This is a genomic window from Pseudomonas tensinigenes (genome assembly GCF_014268445.2).
Taxonomy (GTDB): Bacteria; Pseudomonadota; Gammaproteobacteria; order Pseudomonadales; family Pseudomonadaceae; genus Aquipseudomonas; species Aquipseudomonas tensinigenes.
The window spans coordinates 6,136,281-6,151,722 of the sequence record NZ_CP077089.1; the positions used below are offsets into that span (position 1 = coordinate 6,136,281).

Here is a 15,442-nt window from a genome sequence, read left to right on the forward strand (position 1 = left end):
GGTTCTGCTTCTCGTTTAGACTTCGTTAAGCTGTACGTTGAGCAGCCTTGCGATTGCTTCTCCATACGCCGTGTCGGCTTTGTAGAAATGCTGCAACTGACGATCGACCACATCACTGGAAACACCCGACATGGCGCCGGCGATATTGCTGACCAGCAACGCTCTCTGCTCGTCGCTCATCAGTCGGAACAGCGCACCGGCGTGGCTGTAGTAATCGGTGTCTTCGCGGTGATCGTAGCGATCGGCAGCACCGCTCAAGGCCAGTGCAGGTTCTGCGTAACGCGGAGCTTGTTTCGGCGCCTCGGTGTAGCTGTTCGGTTCGTAGTTAGGCGCGGCACCACCGTTGCTGCCGAATGCCATTGAGCCGTCGCGCTGGTAAGTGTTTACCGGGCTGCGTGGCGCGTTTACCGGCAGTTGCTGGTGATTGGTACCCACGCGGTAGCGGTGAGCGTCAGCGTACGCAAATACGCGGCCCTGTAACATACGATCTGGCGACAGACCAACACCTGGCACCATATTGCTTGGGCCGAATGCCGCTTGCTCGACTTCTGCGAAATAGTTCTGCGGGTTGCGGTTCAACTCCAACTCACCCACCTCGATCAACGGGAACTCTTTCTGCGACCAGGTTTTGGTGACGTCAAAAGGATTCTCGTAATGTGCCGCCGCCTGAGCTTCGGTCATGATCTGGATGCACACGCGCCATTTCGGGAATTCACCGCGCTCGATCGCTTCGAACAGATCACGCTGGGCGTAATCCGGATCGGTACCAGCCAACCGTGCAGCATCGGCCGGAGCCAGATTCTTGATGCCTTGTTTGGTCTTGTAGTGCCATTTCACCCAGTGACGCTCACCTTTCGCGCTGATCAGGCTGTAGGTGTGGCTGCCGAAGCCGTGCATGTGACGGTAGCCATCAGGAATGCCACGATCGGAGAACAGAATGGTGACCTGATGCAGCGCCTCAGGCGAATGCGACCAGAAGTCCCACATCATCTGCGCGCTTTTCAGGTTGCTTTGCGGCAGGCGCTTTTGGGTGTGGATGAAATCAGGGAATTTCAACGGATCGCGAATGAAGAACACTGGCGTGTTGTTGCCAACGATGTCCCAGTTGCCTTCTTCGGTGTAGAACTTCAGCGCGAAACCACGAGGGTCTCGCTCGGTATCCGCCGAACCGCGCTCGCCACCGACAGTGGAGAATCGCAAAAACGTCGGGGTCTGCTTGCCGACAGATTCGAACAGCTTGGCGCTGGTGTACTCGGTTATGTCACGAGTCACGGTAAACGTGCCGTAAGCACCCGAGCCTTTGGCATGTACGCGGCGCTCAGGGATGTTTTCCCGATTGAAGTGGGCGAGCTTCTCGATCAGATGAAAGTCGTCGAGCAGCAGCGGGCCACGTGGGCCGGCGGAGCGAGAATTCTGGTTATCAGCGACAGGTGCGCCACTGGCGGTCGTAAGCGTTTTGATCTGGCTCATACGGTCTTCTTCCTCTGTCAGTCTTGAAACTGCCGGCTAATCGGCTTGCTGGGAAGTATCGATCATCCATGTGACGCCTACAAATTCATTAACTTGCAGACATCGATAGATAATTACTAATTATGTTTCCCAGCACATAGTGCCAACAGAAAGGTGTCAGAAACTTGTACGAACAGCGCATTTTCTTGCAGGCACAAAAAACCGGGCACTAGGCCCGGTTCTTTGTTTCAGACTGACGTCTTACTCGGCGGATACAGCTTCGCCAGCAGTAGCACGATCAACCAACTCGACGTACGCCATAGGCGCGTTGTCGCCAGCGCGGAAACCGCACTTGAGGATGCGCAGGTAGCCACCCTCACGGGTAGCGTAACGCTTGCCCAGATCGTTGAAGAGCTTACCAACGATAGCTTTCGAACGAGTACGGTCGAAAGCCAGACGGCGGTTAGCCAGGCTGTCTGTCTTGGCCAGAGTGATCAGCGGCTCAGCAACGCGACGCAGTTCTTTGGCTTTTGGCAGAGTAGTTTTGATCAGCTCGTGCTCGAACAGCGACACCGCCATGTTTTGGAACATGGCCTTGCGGTGCGAGCTGGTGCGGCTCAGGTGACGACCACTTTTACGATGACGCATGGTTCATTCCTTACCAAACACTACGTTCGGTGATTACGACGATCAGGCAGTCGCCTTGTCGTCCTTCTTAAGACTTGCAGGCGGCCAGTTGTCGAGGCGCATGCCGAGGGACAGACCGCGGGAGGCCAGAACGTCCTTGATTTCAGTCAAGGATTTCTTGCCCAGGTTCGGAGTCTTCAACAGCTCTACTTCGGTACGCTGAATCAGGTCGCCGATGTAGTAGATGTTTTCCGCCTTAAGGCAGTTAGCCGAACGTACAGTCAGTTCCAGATCGTCAACCGGGCGAAGCAGGATCGGATCGATCTCGTCTTCCTGCTCGACAACCACTGGCTCACTGTCACCTTTGAGGTCGACGAACGCAGCCAACTGCTGTTGCAGGATGGTTGCAGCGCGGCGGATAGCCTCTTCAGGATCCAGAGTACCGTTGGTTTCCAGATCAATAACCAGCTTGTCCAGGTTGGTACGCTGCTCGACACGGGCGTTTTCCACCACGTATGCGATACGGCGAACCGGGCTGAACGAAGAGTCAAGCTGCAAGCGACCGATGCTGCGGCTTTCGTCTTCATCGCTCTGACGCGAGTCGGCTGGTTCATAACCACGACCACGAGCTACGGTGAGCTTCATGTTCAGGGCGCCGTTAGACGCCAGGTTAGCGATTACGTGATCGGGATTAACGATCTCGACATCATGATCCAGCTGAATATCGGCAGCGGTAACCACCCCCGAACCCTTCTTCGACAAGGTCAGCGTAACTTCGTCACGACCGTGCAGCTTGATGGCCAGACCTTTAAGGTTCAACAGGATTTCAATTACGTCTTCCTGTACACCTTCGATGGCGCTGTACTCGTGGAGCACACCGTCAATCTCGGCCTCGACTACTGCGCAGCCGGGCATTGAGGACAACAGGATGCGTCGCAGCGCGTTGCCCAGGGTGTGGCCAAAACCACGCTCGAGAGGCTCGAGAGTGATCTTGGCGCGGGTTGGACTGACAACCTGCACATCAATATGGCGGGGTGTCAGGAACTCATTTACCGAAATCTGCATGGATGCACCTATTTTCTAGCCCTTACTTGGAGTAGAGCTCGACAATCAGGCTTTCGTTGATGTCGGCGGACAGATCACTGCGAGCAGGAACGTTCTTGAAAACGCCCGACTTCTTCTCAGTGTCTACTTCTACCCATTCTACGCGGCCACGTTGGGCACACAGATCGAGAGCTTGGACAATGCGAAGTTGGTTTTTTGCTTTCTCGCGAACTGCAACCACGTCACCAGCACGAACCTGATACGACGGAACGTTTACGGTCTGACCGTTAACGCTGATCGACTTGTGCGATACCAGCTGACGGGATTCGGCACGAGTCGAACCAAAGCCCATACGGTATACAACGTTGTCCAGACGGCATTCGAGCAGTTGCAGCAGGTTTTCACCGGTTGCACCTTTCTTGCCAGCAGCTTCTTTGTAGTAGCCGCTGAACTGACGCTCGAGAACGCCGTAGATACGACGGACCTTCTGCTTTTCACGCAGTTGGGTGCCGTAATCGGACTGGCGACCGCGGCGTTGGCCGTGGATACCAGGTGCTGCTTCAATGTTGCACTTCGATTCGATCGCGCGCACGCCGCTCTTCAGGAAGAGATCGGTGCCTTCGCGACGAGCGAGTTTGCATTTTGGACCAATGTAACGAGCCATTCTTTACAATCTCCTGGATTACACGCGGCGCTTCTTCGGCGGACGGCACCCGTTGTGCGGGATTGGCGTCACGTCGGTGATGCTGGCGATCTTATAGCCACAGCCGTTCAATGCACGGACAGCAGACTCACGACCTGGACCTGGACCTTTGACGTTAACGTCGAGGTTTTTCAGGCCATATTCCAGCGCAGCTTGACCAGCACGTTCAGCAGCTACTTGAGCAGCAAACGGGGTGGACTTGCGGGAACCGCGGAAACCCGAACCACCGGAGGTAGCCCAAGAAAGCGCGTTACCTTGACGGTCGGTGATGGTCACGATGGTGTTGTTAAAAGAAGCATGGATGTGGGCGATGCCATCAACCACTGTCTTTTTAACTTTTTTACGAGGACGAGCAGCAGGTTTTGCCATGATTAATTTCCTGTCGATTCGCGTGGGCGATTACTTGCGGATCGGCTTACGCGGACCTTTACGGGTACGCGCGTTAGTCTTGGTACGCTGACCGCGCACTGGAAGACCACGACGATGACGCAGACCACGGTAGCAACCGAGGTCCATCAAACGCTTGATTTTCATGTTGATTTCGCGACGCAGGTCACCTTCAGTGGTGAACTTCGCCACTTCGCCACGCAACTGCTCAATCTGCTCGTCGCTCAGATCTTTGATCTTTGCGGCTGGGTTTACCCCAGTCTCTGCGCAAATTTTCTGCGCAGTAGTGCGACCAACACCATAGATGTAGGTCAGCGAGATAACAGTATGCTTGTTATCTGGAATGTTAACGCCTGCAATACGGGCCATTCAGTGGGACTCCAATTGACAGCTACCTACGCCCCGGAAGCCAAGAAATAGGGCGCGAGATAATATCGCTGTAATAACAAATAATCAACCCGGTAGCGCACTAGCTACCGGGCTTGAAGCACAATCACACTCAGCCTTGGCGCTGTTTGTGACGCGGTTCCGCGCTGCAAATTACTCGAACAACACCTTCGCGGCGAATAATCTTGCAGTTACGGCACAGCTTTTTCACCGATGCACGAACTTTCATCACCAACTCCTCGAACCTTATGGGTACTCAGCGCAACATGCCGCTGCCGTAACCCTTCAGGTTGGCTTTCTTCATCAGGGATTCGTACTGGTGCGAAACGAGGTGCGATTGTACTTGGGACATGAAGTCCATCACAACCACGACCACGATCAGCAACGAGGTCCCGCCAAGGTAGAACGGAACGTTTGCTGCAACCACCAGGAACTGGGGCAACAGGCACACGGCCGTCATGTAAAGAGCACCGAACATGGTCAAGCGAGTCAGAACGCCATCAATATAGCGCGCAGACTGCTCACCTGGACGGATGCCCGGAATAAAGGCACCGGACTTCTTCAGGTTTTCCGCTACGTCTTTCGGATTGAACATCAACGCCGTATAGAAGAAGCAGAAGAAAATAATCCCTGCACTAAACAGCAGAATATTCAACGGCTGACCAGGAGCGATCGACTGCGAGATGTCCTGCAACCAGCCCATACCTTCAGACTGACCGAACCAGGCACCCAACGAAGCCGGGAACAGCAAAATGCTGCTCGCGAAAATAGCCGGAATAACACCGGCCATGTTCACCTTAAGCGGCAAGTGGCTTGTCTGTGCAGCAAAAACCTTGCGGCCCTGCTGACGCTTGGCGTAGTGAACAGCAATACGACGCTGACCACGCTCAATGAACACCACGAAACCGATAATCGCTACTGCCAGCAAACCGATGGCAACCAAGGCGAAGATGTTGATATCACCCTGACGCGCAGACTCGAAAGACTGCCCGATTGCTCTCGGAAGACCGGCGACGATACCCGAAAAAATCAACATCGAGATACCGTTGCCTACACCACGCTCAGTAATCTGCTCACCCAGCCACATCATGAACATCGCACCAGCCACAAAAGTGGATACCGCGACGAAATGGAAGCCAAAGTCACCAGTGAACGCAACGCCCTGCCCCGCCAGACCAATGGACATGCCAATAGCCTGAACCAGAGCGAGGACGACGGTGCCGTAGCGGGTGTACTGGCTAATCTTGCGACGGCCAGCTTCACCTTCCTTCTTCAACTGCTCCAGCTGCGGGCTGACGGCTGTCATCAATTGCATGATGATCGATGCCGAAATGTACGGCATGATCCCCAGTGCAAAGATGCTCATCCGTTCCAGCGCGCCGCCGGAGAACATGTTGAACAAGCTAAGAATGGTCCCCTCATTCTGTCGAAACAGGTCTGCGAGTCGGTCCGGGTTGATACCTGGAACCGGGATGTGTGCGCCTATTCGGTAGACGATAATCGCCAGGAACAGAAAACGCAGACGAGCCCAGAGTTCAGACATACCGCCTTTGCCGAGCGCAGAGAGAGCACCTTGCTTAGCCATTTATTCCTCGAACTTGCCGCCAGCTGCTTCGATAGCCGCACGCGCACCTTTGGTGGCGCCGATTCCCTTGCCGATAGTGACAGCGCGAGTCACTTCACCGGACAGCATGATTTTCACACGCTGTACGTTGACGTTGATCACGTTGGCATCTTTCAGGGACTGCACGGTGACGATGTCGCCTTCCACTTTAGCCAGTTCGGACAGACGCACTTCTGCGCGATCCATGGCTTTCAGGGAAACGAAACCGAACTTCGGCAGACGACGATGCAGCGGCTGTTGACCGCCTTCAAAGCCTGGAGCAATAGTGCCACCGGAGCGGGAGGTCTGACCTTTGTGACCACGGCCACCAGTCTTACCCAAACCGCTACCGATACCACGGCCCGGACGATGCTTTTCGCGACGGGAACCCGGCGCTGGACTCAGATCATTGAGTTTCATCGATTAACCCTCGACACGCAGCATGTAGTAAGCCTTGTTGATCATCCCGCGATTCTCGGGAGTATCCTGGACTTCTACAGTGTGACCGATGCGACGCAGACCCAGACCCTTAACGCACAGTTTGTGGTTAGGGATGCGGCCGGTCATGCTTTTGATCAGCGTTACTTTAACGGTAGCCATGATCAGAAGATCTCCTTGACGCTTTTGCCACGCTTGGCGGCAATGGATTCAGGAGACTGCATAGCTTTCAAACCTTTGAAAGTGGCGTGAACCACGTTTACCGGGTTAGTCGAGCCGTAGCACTTGGCCAGAACGTTCTGAACGCCAGCAACTTCGAGGACAGCACGCATAGCGCCGCCAGCGATGATACCGGTACCTTCAGAAGCAGGCTGCATGTACACCTTCGAAGCGCCGTGAGCGGACTTCATTGCGTACTGCAGAGTGGTGCCGTTCAGATCAACTTGGATCATGTTGCGGCGAGCAGCTTCCATTGCCTTCTGGATCGCAGCAGGCACTTCACGCGACTTGCCACGGCCGAAGCCAACACGCCCTTTACCATCACCAACCACGGTCAACGCGGTGAAAGTGAAGATACGGCCGCCTTTAACGGTTTTGGCTACGCGGTTAACTTGAACCAGCTTCTCAATGTAGCCTTCGTCGCGCTTTTGGTCGTTATTTGACATAACTTAGAACTCCAGCCCAGCTTCACGAGCAGCATCAGCCAGCGCTTTAACGCGGCCGTGGTACTTGAAGCCAGAGCGGTCGAAAGCCACTTGCGAGACGCCAGCGGCCTTAGCACGCGTAGCGACCAGCTGGCCAACCTTTGTGGCCGCGTCGATGTTGCCAGTGGCGCCATCACGCAGTTCTTTATCCAAAGTCGAGGCGCTTGCCAGGACTTTGTTGCCGTCGGCCGAGATGACCTGGGCGTAGATGTGCTGCGACGAGCGGAACACGCAGAGACGCACGACTTCGAGTTCGTGCATTTTCAGGCGTGCTTTGCGAGCGCGACGCAGTCGAGTAACTTTTTTGTCGGTCATTTGCTATGCCCTACTTCTTCTTGGCTTCTTTACGACGGACGACTTCGTCCGCGTAGCGCACACCTTTGCCTTTGTACGGCTCTGGTGGACGGAAGTCGCGGATCTCAGCAGCCACTTGACCTACCAGCTGCTTGTCGATGCCCTTGATCAGGATATCGGTCTGGCTAGGAGTCTCAGCGGTGATGCCTTCCGGCAGTTCGTAATCCACTGGGTGCGAGAAGCCAAGGGCCAGGTTCAGAACCGTGCCTTTTGCTTGCGCTTTGTAACCAACACCGACCAGCTGGAGCTTGCGCTCGAAGCCTTGGCTTACGCCTTGGACCATGTTGTTTACCAACGCACGCGTGGTACCGGCCATTGCGCGAGTTTGTTGATCGCCATTGCGAGCAGCGAAACGCAGCTCACCAGCTTCTTCAACGATCTCAACGGACGAATGGATGTTCAGTTCAAGAGTACCCTTGGCACCCTTCACCGAAAGCTGTTGGCCTGCGAATTTTACTTCGACACCGGCTGGCAGCTTAACGGGGTTCTTAGCGACGCGAGACATGCTTATCCCCCCTTAGAACACAGTGCAAAGAACTTCGCCGCCGACACCGGCAGCGCGCGCAGCACGATCCGTCATCACACCTTTGTTGGTGGAGACGATAGACACGCCAAGACCGCCACGAACTTTCGGCAGATCTTCAACGGACTTGTACTGACGCAGGCCTGGACGACTAACGCGCTTCACTTCTTCGATAACCGGACGGCCTTCGAAGTACTTCAGCTCGATGGACAACGACGGCTTAGCGTCGGTGGTGATCTGAAAATCCGCGATGTAACCTTCGTCCTTCAGGACTTTTGCTACAGCCGCCTTCAACGTGGAAGATGGCATGCTTACGACAGACTTTTCAGCCATCTGGGCATTACGGATTCGAGTTAGCATGTCCGCTAACGGGTCCTGCATACTCATGGGCTAGACGCTCCTAATACAGAAAAATTAGCCTTGCGGCTACTACTTGTCGCCGAGAACTTCCGGGCATGAAAAACACGGGCTCAGGCGAGCCGGTCATTCTAGACACACCCCAGAAATGAATCAAGCCCCAAAAGGGGCTTGATTCAGATTCAAGGCCACCGATGGTCAGGTTCTTGCGAACCCGAACATCGAGACTTTGACAGCAATTACCAGCTGGCTTTAACCAGACCTGGTACGTCACCACGCATTGCAGCTTCACGCAGCTTGTTACGGCCAAGGCCGAACTTGCGGTAAACGCCGTGCGGACGACCAGTCAGGCGGCAACGGTTACGCATGCGCGAAGCGCTTGCGTCACGTGGTTGCTTCTGCAGAGCTACGGTAGCTTCCCAACGTGCTTCTGGACTTGCGTTCAGATCAACGATGATAGCTTTCAGCGCTGCACGCTTGGTGGCGTACTTGGCAACGGTGAGCTGACGCTTCAGCTCACGGTTTTTCATGCTCTTCTTGGCCATTTTCCTACTCCAATCAGTTGCGGAACGGGAATTTGAAAGCACGCAGCAGAGCGCGGCCTTCATCATCGTTCTTGGCAGTGGTGGTCAGGGTAATGTCCAGACCGCGGAGAGCATCGATCTTGTCGTAGTCGATTTCCGGGAAAATGATCTGCTCTTTCACGCCCATGCTGTAGTTACCACGACCATCGAAGGACTTGGCATTCAGGCCGCGGAAGTCGCGAACCCGAGGCAGGGAGATCGAAAGCAGACGATCCAGGAACTCATACATACGCTCACGGCGCAGAGTCACCTTGACGCCGATCGGCCATCCTTCACGGACTTTAAAGCCAGCGATGGATTTACGAGCGTAGGTCACAACGACTTTTTGGCCGGTGATCTTTTCCAGGTCAGCAACAGCATGCTCGATGACTTTTTTGTCACCAACAGCTTCGCCCAGACCCATGTTCAGGGTGATTTTTGTAACGCGTGGAACTTCCATCACGTTCGAAAGCTTAAGTTCTTCCTTAAGCTTCGGTGCGATTTCCTTCCAGTAAATCTCTTTTAGTCGTGCCATGGTCTTCTACCTAGCAGTGTTCAAGCATCAACCGCTTTTTGGGTCGACTTGAAGACACGAATTTTCTTGCCGTCTTCTACTTTGAAACCAACGCGGTCAGCCTTGTTGGTTTCGCCGTTGAAAATGGCGACGTTAGAAGCGTCCAGTGGAGCTTCTTTTTCGACGATACCGCCTTGCACGCCCGACATCGGGTTAGGCTTGGTATGACGCTTGACCAGGTTCAGACCGCTGATAACCAGACGGTTATTAGCAAGAACCTTGAGCACCTTACCGCGCTTACCTTTGTCTTTGCCGGCGATCACGATGATCTCGTCGTCACGACGAATCTTTTGCATGTCGGATCTCCTTACAGCACTTCTGGGGCGAGCGAGACGATCTTCATGAACTTCTCAGTACGAAGTTCACGGGTCACTGGCCCAAAGATACGGGTGCCGATCGGCTCTTGCTTGTTGTTCAGAAGAACAGCAGCGTTGCCATCAAAGCGGATAATGGAGCCATCAGCACGACGTACGCCGTGACGAGTGCGGACTACAACAGCAGTCATCACTTGGCCTTTTTTCACTTTACCGCGAGGAATTGCTTCCTTCACGGTAACTTTGATGATGTCACCGATACCAGCGTAACGACGATGGGAGCCACCCAGCACCTTGATGCACATAACACGGCGAGCGCCGCTGTTATCGGCCACATCGAGCATGGATTGAGTCTGAATCATATAATTTCTCCGACCCCTAGTCCTTAGACTTCCACAGCGCGTTCGAGAACATCAACCAGCGCCCAAGACTTGGTCTTGGCCATAGGACGAGTTTCACGAATAGTGACTTTGTCGCCGATGTGGCACTGGTTGGTTTCGTCGTGCGCGTGCAGCTTAGTCGAACGCTTAACGTATTTACCGTAGATCGGGTGCTTTACGCGACGCTCGATCAATACGGTGATGGTTTTGTCCATCTTGTCGCTGACAACACGGCCAGTCAGCGTACGGACAGTTTTTTCGGCTTCAGCCATGATCACTTACCTGCCTGCTGGTTGAGCACAGTCTTCACGCGAGCGATGTCACGTTTAACTTGCGAGAGCAGATGAGACTGCCCCAACTGGCCAGTTGCTTTCTGCATACGCAGATTGAACTGGTCGCGCAGCAAGCCGAGCAGTTGCTCGTTCAGCTGCTGTGCGGATTTTTCACGAAGTTCATTCGCTTTCATCACATCACCGTCCGTTTAACAAAGGCGGTGGCGAGCGGCAGCTTTGCAGCAGCCAGGGCAAAAGCCTCACGCGCCAGCTCTTCAGAAACACCCTCGATTTCATACAGGACTTTGCCTGGCTGAATCTGGGCAACCCAGTACTCCACACTACCCTTACCTTTACCCATACGAACTTCGAGGGGCTTTTTGGAAATAGGCTTGTCCGGGAATACACGGATCCAGATCTTGCCGCCACGTTTAACGTGACGGGTCAGAGCACGACGCGCTGACTCGATCTGACGAGCGGTGAGACGACCACGAGCTACAGACTTCAGCGCGAACTCGCCGAAGCTGACTTTGCTACCGCGCTGAGCCAGACCACGGTTGTGGCCTGTCATCTGCTTGCGGAACTTCGTACGCTTAGGTTGCAACATTTGGCGTACCCCTTACTTAGCAGCTTTTTTACGAGGCGCTGGTGCTTGTGGTTTCAGCTCTTCTTGGCGACCACCAATTACTTCGCCTTTGAAGATCCAAACCTTTACACCGATCACACCGTAAGTGGTGTGAGCTTCGTAGTTGGCATAGTCGATGTCGGCACGCAGGGTGTGCAATGGCACACGACCTTCGCGATACCATTCAGTACGTGCGATTTCAGCACCGCCGAGACGACCGCTCACTTGGATTTTGATGCCCTTGGCACCAATGCGCATTGCGTTCTGAACTGCGCGCTTCATAGCGCGACGGAACATTACACGACGCTCCAGCTGCTGAGCTACGCTCTGCGCAACCAGCATACCGTCGAGCTCCGGCTTGCGGATCTCTTCGATATTGATGTGCACAGGCACACCCATTTGCTTGGTCAGGTCCTGACGCAGTTTCTCAACATCTTCACCTTTCTTCCCGATAACGATACCTGGACGAGCGGTGTGGATGGTGATACGTGCAGTTTGGGCCGGACGATGGATATCGATACGGCTTACGGACGCGCTTTTTAGTTTGTCTTGGAGATACTCACGCACTTTCAGATCTGCGAACAAGTAGTCCGCATAAGTCCGACCGTCTGCGTACCAGACGGAGGTGTGCTCCTTGACGATTCCCAGGCGAATGCCAATGGGATGTACTTTCTGACCCATCTCTTCGACTCCGTTACTTGTCAGCAACCTTGACAGTGATATGGCAAGACCGCTTGACGATGCGATCAGCACGGCCTTTGGCACGTGGCATGATGCGCTTCAGCGAACGCCCTTCGTTGACGAAAACGGTGCTGACCTTCAGGTCATCAACGTCTGCGCCTTCGTTATGCTCGGCGTTGGCTACGGCCGACTCCAGCACTTTCTTCATGATCTCGGCGGCTTTCTTACTGCTGAAAGCCAACAAGTTGAGCGCTTCGCCCACCTTCTTCCCGCGGATCTGGTCGGCGACCAAGCGGGCTTTCTGGGCGGAGATTCGAGCGCCCGACAACTTAGCGGCTACTTCCATTTCCTAACCCCTTAACGCTTGGCTTTCTTGTCAGCCACGTGCCCGCGATAGTTGCGGGTACCGGCGAACTCGCCCAGTTTGTGGCCGACCATGTCTTCGTTAACGAGAACTGGGACGTGCTGACGACCGTTGTGTACTGCGATGGTCAGACCGACCATTTGTGGCAGGATCATCGAACGACGCGACCAAGTCTTAATTGGTTTGCGATCGTTCTTTTCCGCCGCCACTTCGATCTTCTTCAGTAGGTGAAGATCAATAAAAGGACCTTTTTTCAGAGAACGTGGCACTGTCGTATCCCTCTATTTACTTGCGACGACGGACGATCATTTTGTCGGTACGCTTATTACCACGAGTCTTCGCGCCCTTAGTCGGGAAGCCCCATGGCGATACCGGATGACGACCACCAGAGGTACGACCTTCACCACCACCATGTGGGTGGTCAACCGGGTTCATGGCAACACCACGAACGGTTGGGCGAACGCCACGCCAGCGCTTGGCACCAGCTTTACCCAGCGAACGCAGGCTGTGCTCGGAGTTCGAGACTTCGCCCAGGGTCGCACGGCATTCAGCCAGCACTTTACGCATTTCACCGGAACGCAGACGCAGGGTAACGTAAACGCCTTCACGAGCGATCAGCTGAGCCGAAGCACCAGCAGAACGAGCGATCTGTGCGCCTTTACCCGGCTTCAGTTCGATGCCGTGTACGGTAGAACCGACTGGAATGTTGCGCAGTTGCAGAGCGTTACCTGGCTTGATTGGAGCCAGAGCGCCTGCGATCAGCTGGTCGCCAGCACTCACGCCTTTAGGGGCGATGATGTAGCGGCGCTCGCCGTCTGCGTAGCAGAGCAGTGCGATGTGAGCAGTACGGTTTGGATCGTATTCGATACGCTCGACAGTGGCGACGATGCCATCTTTGTCGTTGCGACGGAAATCGACCATACGATAATGCTGCTTATGACCACCACCGATGTGACGCGTGGTAATACGGCCATTGTTGTTACGACCACCAGTCTTCGATTTTTTCTCGAGCAGCGGTGCGTGAGGAGCGCCTTTATGCAGCTCCTGGTTGACCACCTTGACCACAAAACGGCGGCCAGGGGAAGTCGGTTTGCATTTAACGATTGCCATGATGCACCCCTTCCTTACTCAGCACTGCTGCTGAAATCGAGATCTTGGCCTGGCTGAAGGGAGATAACTGCCTTCTTCCAGTCATTACGCTTGCCCAGACCGCGAGCAGTGCGCTTGCTCTTACCCAGAACATTCAGGGTAGTGACGCGCTCTACTTTCACGCTGAACAGGCTTTCGACGGCCTTCTTGATTTCCAGCTTGGTTGCGTCAGTAGCAACCTTGAAAACGAACTGGCCTTTCTTGTCTGCCAGAACCGTAGCCTTCTCGGAAACGTGCGGGCCAAGCAGAACTTTAAATACGCGTTCCTGGTTCATCCCAGCAGCTCCTCGAATTTCTTCACGGCCGACACGGTGATCAACACCTTGTCGTATGCGATCAGACTAACTGGATCGGAACCTTGGACGTCACGTACATCTACGTGCGGCAGGTTACGAGCAGCCAGGTACAGGTTCTGATCAACAGCGTCCGACACGATCAAAACGTCGGTCAGGCTCATGTTGTTCAGCTTGCCCAGCAGATCTTTGGTTTTCGGAGTTTCAACAGCGAAATCCTGAACCACGACCAGACGATCAGTACGCACCAGCTCAGCAAGGATGGAACGCATTGCTGCGCGATACATCTTCTTGTTCAGCTTCTGGGAGTGATCCTGTGGACGTGCTGCAAAAGTGGTACCGCCGCCACGCCAGATTGGGCTACGGATAGTACCGGCACGAGCACGGCCAGTACCTTTCTGACGCCATGGGCGCTTACCGCCACCACGAACGTCGGAACGGGTCTTCTGCTGCTTGGTACCTTGACGGCCGCCAGCCATGTAGGCCACGACTGCTTGGTGAACCAGCGTCTCGTTGAATTCGCCGCCAAATGTCAGTTCGGAAACTTCGATCGCTTGAGCGTCATTTACATTTAATTGCATGTCAGCTTCCCCTTAACCGCGAGCCTTGGCTGCTGGACGTACAACCAGGTTGCCGCCAGTAGCGCCAGGAACAGCACCCTTGACCAACAACAGATTGCGTTCAGCGTCCACGCGCACTACTTCCAGGGACTGCACGGTCACGCGCTCAGCGCCCATATGACCGGACATTTTTTTGCCCTTGAATACACGACCAGGAGTCTGGCACTGGCCGATAGAGCCTGGGACGCGGTGGGATACGGAGTTACCGTGGGTGTTATCTTGCCCGCGGAAATTCCAACGCTTGATCGTACCCTGGAAGCCTTTACCCTTGGACTGACCGGTTACATCAACCAGTTGACCAGCGGCGAAGATTTCAGCGTTGATCAGATCGCCAGCCTGGTACTCGCCTTCTTCAAGACGGAATTCCATGGTAGTGCGACCAGCGGCAACGTTCGCTTTAGCGAAGTGGCCAGCCTGAGCTGCTGTTACACGCGAAGCACGACGCTCGCCGACAGTGACTTGCACTGCACGATAGCCATCGGTCTCTTCAGTTTTGAACTGGGTGACGCGATTCGGTTCGATCTCAATGACCGTGACCGGAATGGAGACACCTTCTTCGGTGAAAATACGGGTCATACCGCATTTACGACCGACTACACCAATAGTCATGTTGTAAACCTCATGAGTGTACGGGGCTTTCACCCGCTATGGCCGCCCATTTCAGAGCGTTACACGACTAAGACCGAGTCTTAGCCGAGGCTGATCTGCACTTCCACACCGGCCGCAAGATCAAGCTTCATAAGAGCATCAACGGTTTTATCCGTTGGCTGGACGATGTCCAGAACGCGCTTATGAGTGCGGATTTCGTACTGGTCGCGCGCGTCTTTGTTGACGTGCGGAGAAACCAGAACGGTGAACCGCTCTTTACGGGTAGGCAGTGGAATTGGACCACGCACTTGAGCACCAGTACGTTTCGCGGTTTCCACGATTTCCTGGGTTGATTGGTCGATCAGGCGATGGTCGAAAGCCTTCAACCTGATACGGATTTGCTGATTTTGCATTGGATTTCAGACTCCGGCTGCTATTCCCAC

At 54.5% G+C, this 15,442-nt stretch carries 29 protein-coding genes; all 29 read right to left on the reverse strand.

Annotated features, from left to right (window positions below; genetic code table 11):
* Positions 1-15: 15 nt before the first annotated feature.
* Positions 16-1,470, reverse strand: a complete 1,455-nt coding sequence (locus HU718_RS27255; RefSeq protein ID WP_186614162.1) for a catalase — start codon at positions 1,468-1,470, stop codon at positions 16-18.
* A 240-nt stretch (positions 1,471-1,710) separates the two neighbouring features.
* Entirely contained in the window at positions 1,711-2,097 is a 387-nt protein-coding gene (gene rplQ, locus HU718_RS27260) for a 50S ribosomal protein L17 (protein ID WP_003176402.1), read from the reverse strand.
* A 42-nt stretch (positions 2,098-2,139) separates the two neighbouring features.
* Entirely contained in the window at positions 2,140-3,141 is a 1,002-nt protein-coding gene (locus HU718_RS27265; protein ID WP_003186012.1) for a DNA-directed RNA polymerase subunit alpha, read from the reverse strand.
* A 22-nt stretch (positions 3,142-3,163) separates the two neighbouring features.
* Entirely contained in the window at positions 3,164-3,784 is a 621-nt protein-coding gene (rpsD, locus tag HU718_RS27270; protein WP_003176404.1) for a 30S ribosomal protein S4, read from the reverse strand.
* An 18-nt stretch (positions 3,785-3,802) separates the two neighbouring features.
* Positions 3,803-4,192 (reverse strand): 30S ribosomal protein S11, encoded by a 390-nt coding sequence (gene rpsK, locus HU718_RS27275; protein ID WP_002555466.1) that lies wholly within the window; start codon positions 4,190-4,192, stop codon positions 3,803-3,805.
* 30 nt (positions 4,193-4,222) lie between these two features.
* Positions 4,223-4,579, reverse strand: coding sequence for a 30S ribosomal protein S13 (gene rpsM, locus HU718_RS27280; protein ID WP_009045849.1), 357 nt, complete (start codon positions 4,577-4,579; stop codon positions 4,223-4,225).
* 130 nt (positions 4,580-4,709) lie between these two features.
* Complete coding sequence (gene rpmJ, locus HU718_RS27285; RefSeq protein WP_002555468.1) at positions 4,710-4,826, reverse strand: 50S ribosomal protein L36; 117 nt, start codon at positions 4,824-4,826, stop codon at positions 4,710-4,712.
* 27 nt (positions 4,827-4,853) lie between these two features.
* Positions 4,854-6,182, reverse strand: coding sequence for a preprotein translocase subunit SecY (secY, locus tag HU718_RS27290; RefSeq protein WP_003228718.1), 1,329 nt, complete (start codon positions 6,180-6,182; stop codon positions 4,854-4,856).
* Complete coding sequence (rplO, locus tag HU718_RS27295) at positions 6,183-6,620, reverse strand: 50S ribosomal protein L15 (RefSeq protein ID WP_003228720.1); 438 nt, start codon at positions 6,618-6,620, stop codon at positions 6,183-6,185.
* Positions 6,621-6,623: 3 nt separating this feature from the next.
* Positions 6,624-6,800, reverse strand: coding sequence for a 50S ribosomal protein L30 (gene rpmD, locus HU718_RS27300; RefSeq protein WP_003176408.1), 177 nt, complete (start codon positions 6,798-6,800; stop codon positions 6,624-6,626).
* A gap of 2 nt (positions 6,801-6,802) precedes the next feature.
* Complete coding sequence (gene rpsE, locus HU718_RS27305) at positions 6,803-7,303, reverse strand: 30S ribosomal protein S5 (RefSeq protein ID WP_003186035.1); 501 nt, start codon at positions 7,301-7,303, stop codon at positions 6,803-6,805.
* Positions 7,304-7,306: 3 nt separating this feature from the next.
* A complete protein-coding gene (gene rplR / locus HU718_RS27310) occupies positions 7,307-7,657 on the reverse strand; it encodes a 50S ribosomal protein L18 (protein ID WP_003186037.1) in 351 nt (116 codons plus the stop codon).
* 10 nt (positions 7,658-7,667) lie between these two features.
* A complete protein-coding gene (gene rplF / locus HU718_RS27315; RefSeq protein ID WP_003176412.1) occupies positions 7,668-8,201 on the reverse strand; it encodes a 50S ribosomal protein L6 in 534 nt (177 codons plus the stop codon).
* Between the two features lie 12 nt (positions 8,202-8,213).
* Complete coding sequence (gene rpsH / locus HU718_RS27320; protein ID WP_077574736.1) at positions 8,214-8,606, reverse strand: 30S ribosomal protein S8; 393 nt, start codon at positions 8,604-8,606, stop codon at positions 8,214-8,216.
* Between the two features lie 209 nt (positions 8,607-8,815).
* Positions 8,816-9,121, reverse strand: a complete 306-nt coding sequence (gene rpsN / locus HU718_RS27325; RefSeq protein ID WP_003228726.1) for a 30S ribosomal protein S14 — start codon at positions 9,119-9,121, stop codon at positions 8,816-8,818.
* Positions 9,122-9,134: 13 nt separating this feature from the next.
* Positions 9,135-9,674 carry a 50S ribosomal protein L5 gene (rplE, locus tag HU718_RS27330; RefSeq protein ID WP_003176415.1) on the reverse strand — a complete coding sequence of 180 codons (540 nt, stop codon included), beginning with the start codon at positions 9,672-9,674 and terminating at the stop codon, positions 9,135-9,137.
* Positions 9,675-9,694: 20 nt separating this feature from the next.
* Positions 9,695-10,009 carry a 50S ribosomal protein L24 gene (gene rplX, locus HU718_RS27335; protein ID WP_008081905.1) on the reverse strand — a complete coding sequence of 105 codons (315 nt, stop codon included), beginning with the start codon at positions 10,007-10,009 and terminating at the stop codon, positions 9,695-9,697.
* A gap of 11 nt (positions 10,010-10,020) precedes the next feature.
* Positions 10,021-10,389, reverse strand: a complete 369-nt coding sequence (gene rplN / locus HU718_RS27340; RefSeq protein ID WP_002555479.1) for a 50S ribosomal protein L14 — start codon at positions 10,387-10,389, stop codon at positions 10,021-10,023.
* A gap of 23 nt (positions 10,390-10,412) precedes the next feature.
* Positions 10,413-10,679 carry a 30S ribosomal protein S17 gene (gene rpsQ, locus HU718_RS27345; RefSeq protein ID WP_003194644.1) on the reverse strand — a complete coding sequence of 89 codons (267 nt, stop codon included), beginning with the start codon at positions 10,677-10,679 and terminating at the stop codon, positions 10,413-10,415.
* Between the two features lie 2 nt (positions 10,680-10,681).
* Positions 10,682-10,873 carry a 50S ribosomal protein L29 gene (gene rpmC, locus HU718_RS27350; protein WP_002555481.1) on the reverse strand — a complete coding sequence of 64 codons (192 nt, stop codon included), beginning with the start codon at positions 10,871-10,873 and terminating at the stop codon, positions 10,682-10,684.
* Entirely contained in the window at positions 10,873-11,286 is a 414-nt protein-coding gene (gene rplP, locus HU718_RS27355; protein ID WP_007896757.1) for a 50S ribosomal protein L16, read from the reverse strand. The genes rpmC and rplP overlap by 1 nt, the downstream gene beginning before the upstream one ends.
* A 12-nt stretch (positions 11,287-11,298) precedes the next feature.
* Complete coding sequence (gene rpsC, locus HU718_RS27360) at positions 11,299-11,985, reverse strand: 30S ribosomal protein S3 (protein WP_003176422.1); 687 nt, start codon at positions 11,983-11,985, stop codon at positions 11,299-11,301.
* 13 nt (positions 11,986-11,998) lie between these two features.
* The gene (rplV, locus tag HU718_RS27365; protein ID WP_003103908.1) at positions 11,999-12,331 is read right to left on the reverse strand and encodes a 50S ribosomal protein L22; all 333 of its coding nucleotides are present in this window, start codon (positions 12,329-12,331) and stop codon (positions 11,999-12,001) included.
* 11 nt (positions 12,332-12,342) lie between these two features.
* Entirely contained in the window at positions 12,343-12,618 is a 276-nt protein-coding gene (gene rpsS / locus HU718_RS27370; RefSeq protein WP_011336172.1) for a 30S ribosomal protein S19, read from the reverse strand.
* 16 nt (positions 12,619-12,634) lie between these two features.
* Positions 12,635-13,459 carry a 50S ribosomal protein L2 gene (gene rplB, locus HU718_RS27375; protein ID WP_003228734.1) on the reverse strand — a complete coding sequence of 275 codons (825 nt, stop codon included), beginning with the start codon at positions 13,457-13,459 and terminating at the stop codon, positions 12,635-12,637.
* Between the two features lie 14 nt (positions 13,460-13,473).
* Complete coding sequence (gene rplW / locus HU718_RS27380) at positions 13,474-13,773, reverse strand: 50S ribosomal protein L23 (protein ID WP_002555488.1); 300 nt, start codon at positions 13,771-13,773, stop codon at positions 13,474-13,476.
* Positions 13,770-14,372 (reverse strand): 50S ribosomal protein L4, encoded by a 603-nt coding sequence (gene rplD, locus HU718_RS27385; RefSeq protein ID WP_007918468.1) that lies wholly within the window; start codon positions 14,370-14,372, stop codon positions 13,770-13,772. Before rplD ends, rplW begins: the two co-directional genes overlap by 4 nt.
* Before the next feature lie 12 nt (positions 14,373-14,384).
* Positions 14,385-15,020: a 50S ribosomal protein L3 gene (gene rplC / locus HU718_RS27390; protein ID WP_003228738.1), complete on the reverse strand. Its 636-nt coding sequence runs from the start codon at positions 15,018-15,020 to the stop codon at positions 14,385-14,387.
* Between the two features lie 80 nt (positions 15,021-15,100).
* Complete coding sequence (rpsJ, locus tag HU718_RS27395; RefSeq protein ID WP_003186070.1) at positions 15,101-15,412, reverse strand: 30S ribosomal protein S10; 312 nt, start codon at positions 15,410-15,412, stop codon at positions 15,101-15,103.
* Positions 15,413-15,442 lie beyond the last annotated feature (30 nt).

Excerpts from the sequence above, each read along its gene's own strand:
- secY (WP_003228718.1), bottom strand. The coding sequence starts at position 6,182 with ATGGCTAAGCAAGGTGCTCTCTCTGCGCTCGGCAAAGGCGGTATGTCT.
- rpsK (WP_002555466.1), bottom strand. The coding sequence starts at position 4,192 with ATGGCAAAACCTGCTGCTCGTCCTCGTAAAAAAGTTAAAAAGACAGTG.
- rplW (WP_002555488.1), bottom strand. The coding sequence starts at position 13,773 with ATGAACCAGGAACGCGTATTTAAAGTTCTGCTTGGCCCGCACGTTTCC.
- rplE (WP_003176415.1), bottom strand. The coding sequence starts at position 9,674 with ATGGCACGACTAAAAGAGATTTACTGGAAGGAAATCGCACCGAAGCTT.
- rpsC (WP_003176422.1), bottom strand. The coding sequence starts at position 11,985 with ATGGGTCAGAAAGTACATCCCATTGGCATTCGCCTGGGAATCGTCAAG.
- rplQ (WP_003176402.1), bottom strand. The coding sequence starts at position 2,097 with ATGCGTCATCGTAAAAGTGGTCGTCACCTGAGCCGCACCAGCTCGCAC.
- HU718_RS27265 (WP_003186012.1), bottom strand. The coding sequence starts at position 3,141 with ATGCAGATTTCGGTAAATGAGTTCCTGACACCCCGCCATATTGATGTG.
- rpmC (WP_002555481.1), bottom strand. The coding sequence starts at position 10,873 with ATGAAAGCGAATGAACTTCGTGAAAAATCCGCACAGCAGCTGAACGAG.
- rpsD (WP_003176404.1), bottom strand. The coding sequence starts at position 3,784 with ATGGCTCGTTACATTGGTCCAAAATGCAAACTCGCTCGTCGCGAAGGC.
- rplX (WP_008081905.1), bottom strand. The coding sequence starts at position 10,009 with ATGCAAAAGATTCGTCGTGACGACGAGATCATCGTGATCGCCGGCAAA.
- rplC (WP_003228738.1), bottom strand. The coding sequence starts at position 15,020 with ATGACTATTGGTGTAGTCGGTCGTAAATGCGGTATGACCCGTATTTTC.
- rpsQ (WP_003194644.1), bottom strand. The coding sequence starts at position 10,679 with ATGGCTGAAGCCGAAAAAACTGTCCGTACGCTGACTGGCCGTGTTGTC.
- rplV (WP_003103908.1), bottom strand. The coding sequence starts at position 12,331 with ATGGAAGTAGCCGCTAAGTTGTCGGGCGCTCGAATCTCCGCCCAGAAA.
- rpsN (WP_003228726.1), bottom strand. The coding sequence starts at position 9,121 with ATGGCCAAGAAGAGCATGAAAAACCGTGAGCTGAAGCGTCAGCTCACC.
- rplP (WP_007896757.1), bottom strand. The coding sequence starts at position 11,286 with ATGTTGCAACCTAAGCGTACGAAGTTCCGCAAGCAGATGACAGGCCAC.
- rplB (WP_003228734.1), bottom strand. The coding sequence starts at position 13,459 with ATGGCAATCGTTAAATGCAAACCGACTTCCCCTGGCCGCCGTTTTGTG.
- rplF (WP_003176412.1), bottom strand. The coding sequence starts at position 8,201 with ATGTCTCGCGTCGCTAAGAACCCCGTTAAGCTGCCAGCCGGTGTCGAA.
- rpmJ (WP_002555468.1), bottom strand. The coding sequence starts at position 4,826 with ATGAAAGTTCGTGCATCGGTGAAAAAGCTGTGCCGTAACTGCAAGATT.
- rpmD (WP_003176408.1), bottom strand. The coding sequence starts at position 6,800 with ATGGCTACCGTTAAAGTAACGCTGATCAAAAGCATGACCGGCCGCATC.
- rplD (WP_007918468.1), bottom strand. The coding sequence starts at position 14,372 with ATGCAATTAAATGTAAATGACGCTCAAGCGATCGAAGTTTCCGAACTG.
- rpsJ (WP_003186070.1), bottom strand. The coding sequence starts at position 15,412 with ATGCAAAATCAGCAAATCCGTATCAGGTTGAAGGCTTTCGACCATCGC.
- rpsE (WP_003186035.1), bottom strand. The coding sequence starts at position 7,303 with ATGTCAAATAACGACCAAAAGCGCGACGAAGGCTACATTGAGAAGCTG.
- rplO (WP_003228720.1), bottom strand. The coding sequence starts at position 6,620 with ATGAAACTCAATGATCTGAGTCCAGCGCCGGGTTCCCGTCGCGAAAAG.
- rplR (WP_003186037.1), bottom strand. The coding sequence starts at position 7,657 with ATGACCGACAAAAAAGTTACTCGACTGCGTCGCGCTCGCAAAGCACGC.
- rpsH (WP_077574736.1), bottom strand. The coding sequence starts at position 8,606 with ATGAGTATGCAGGACCCGTTAGCGGACATGCTAACTCGAATCCGTAAT.
- HU718_RS27255 (WP_186614162.1), bottom strand. The coding sequence starts at position 1,470 with ATGAGCCAGATCAAAACGCTTACGACCGCCAGTGGCGCACCTGTCGCT.
- rplN (WP_002555479.1), bottom strand. The coding sequence starts at position 10,389 with ATGATTCAGACTCAATCCATGCTCGATGTGGCCGATAACAGCGGCGCT.
- rpsM (WP_009045849.1), bottom strand. The coding sequence starts at position 4,579 with ATGGCCCGTATTGCAGGCGTTAACATTCCAGATAACAAGCATACTGTT.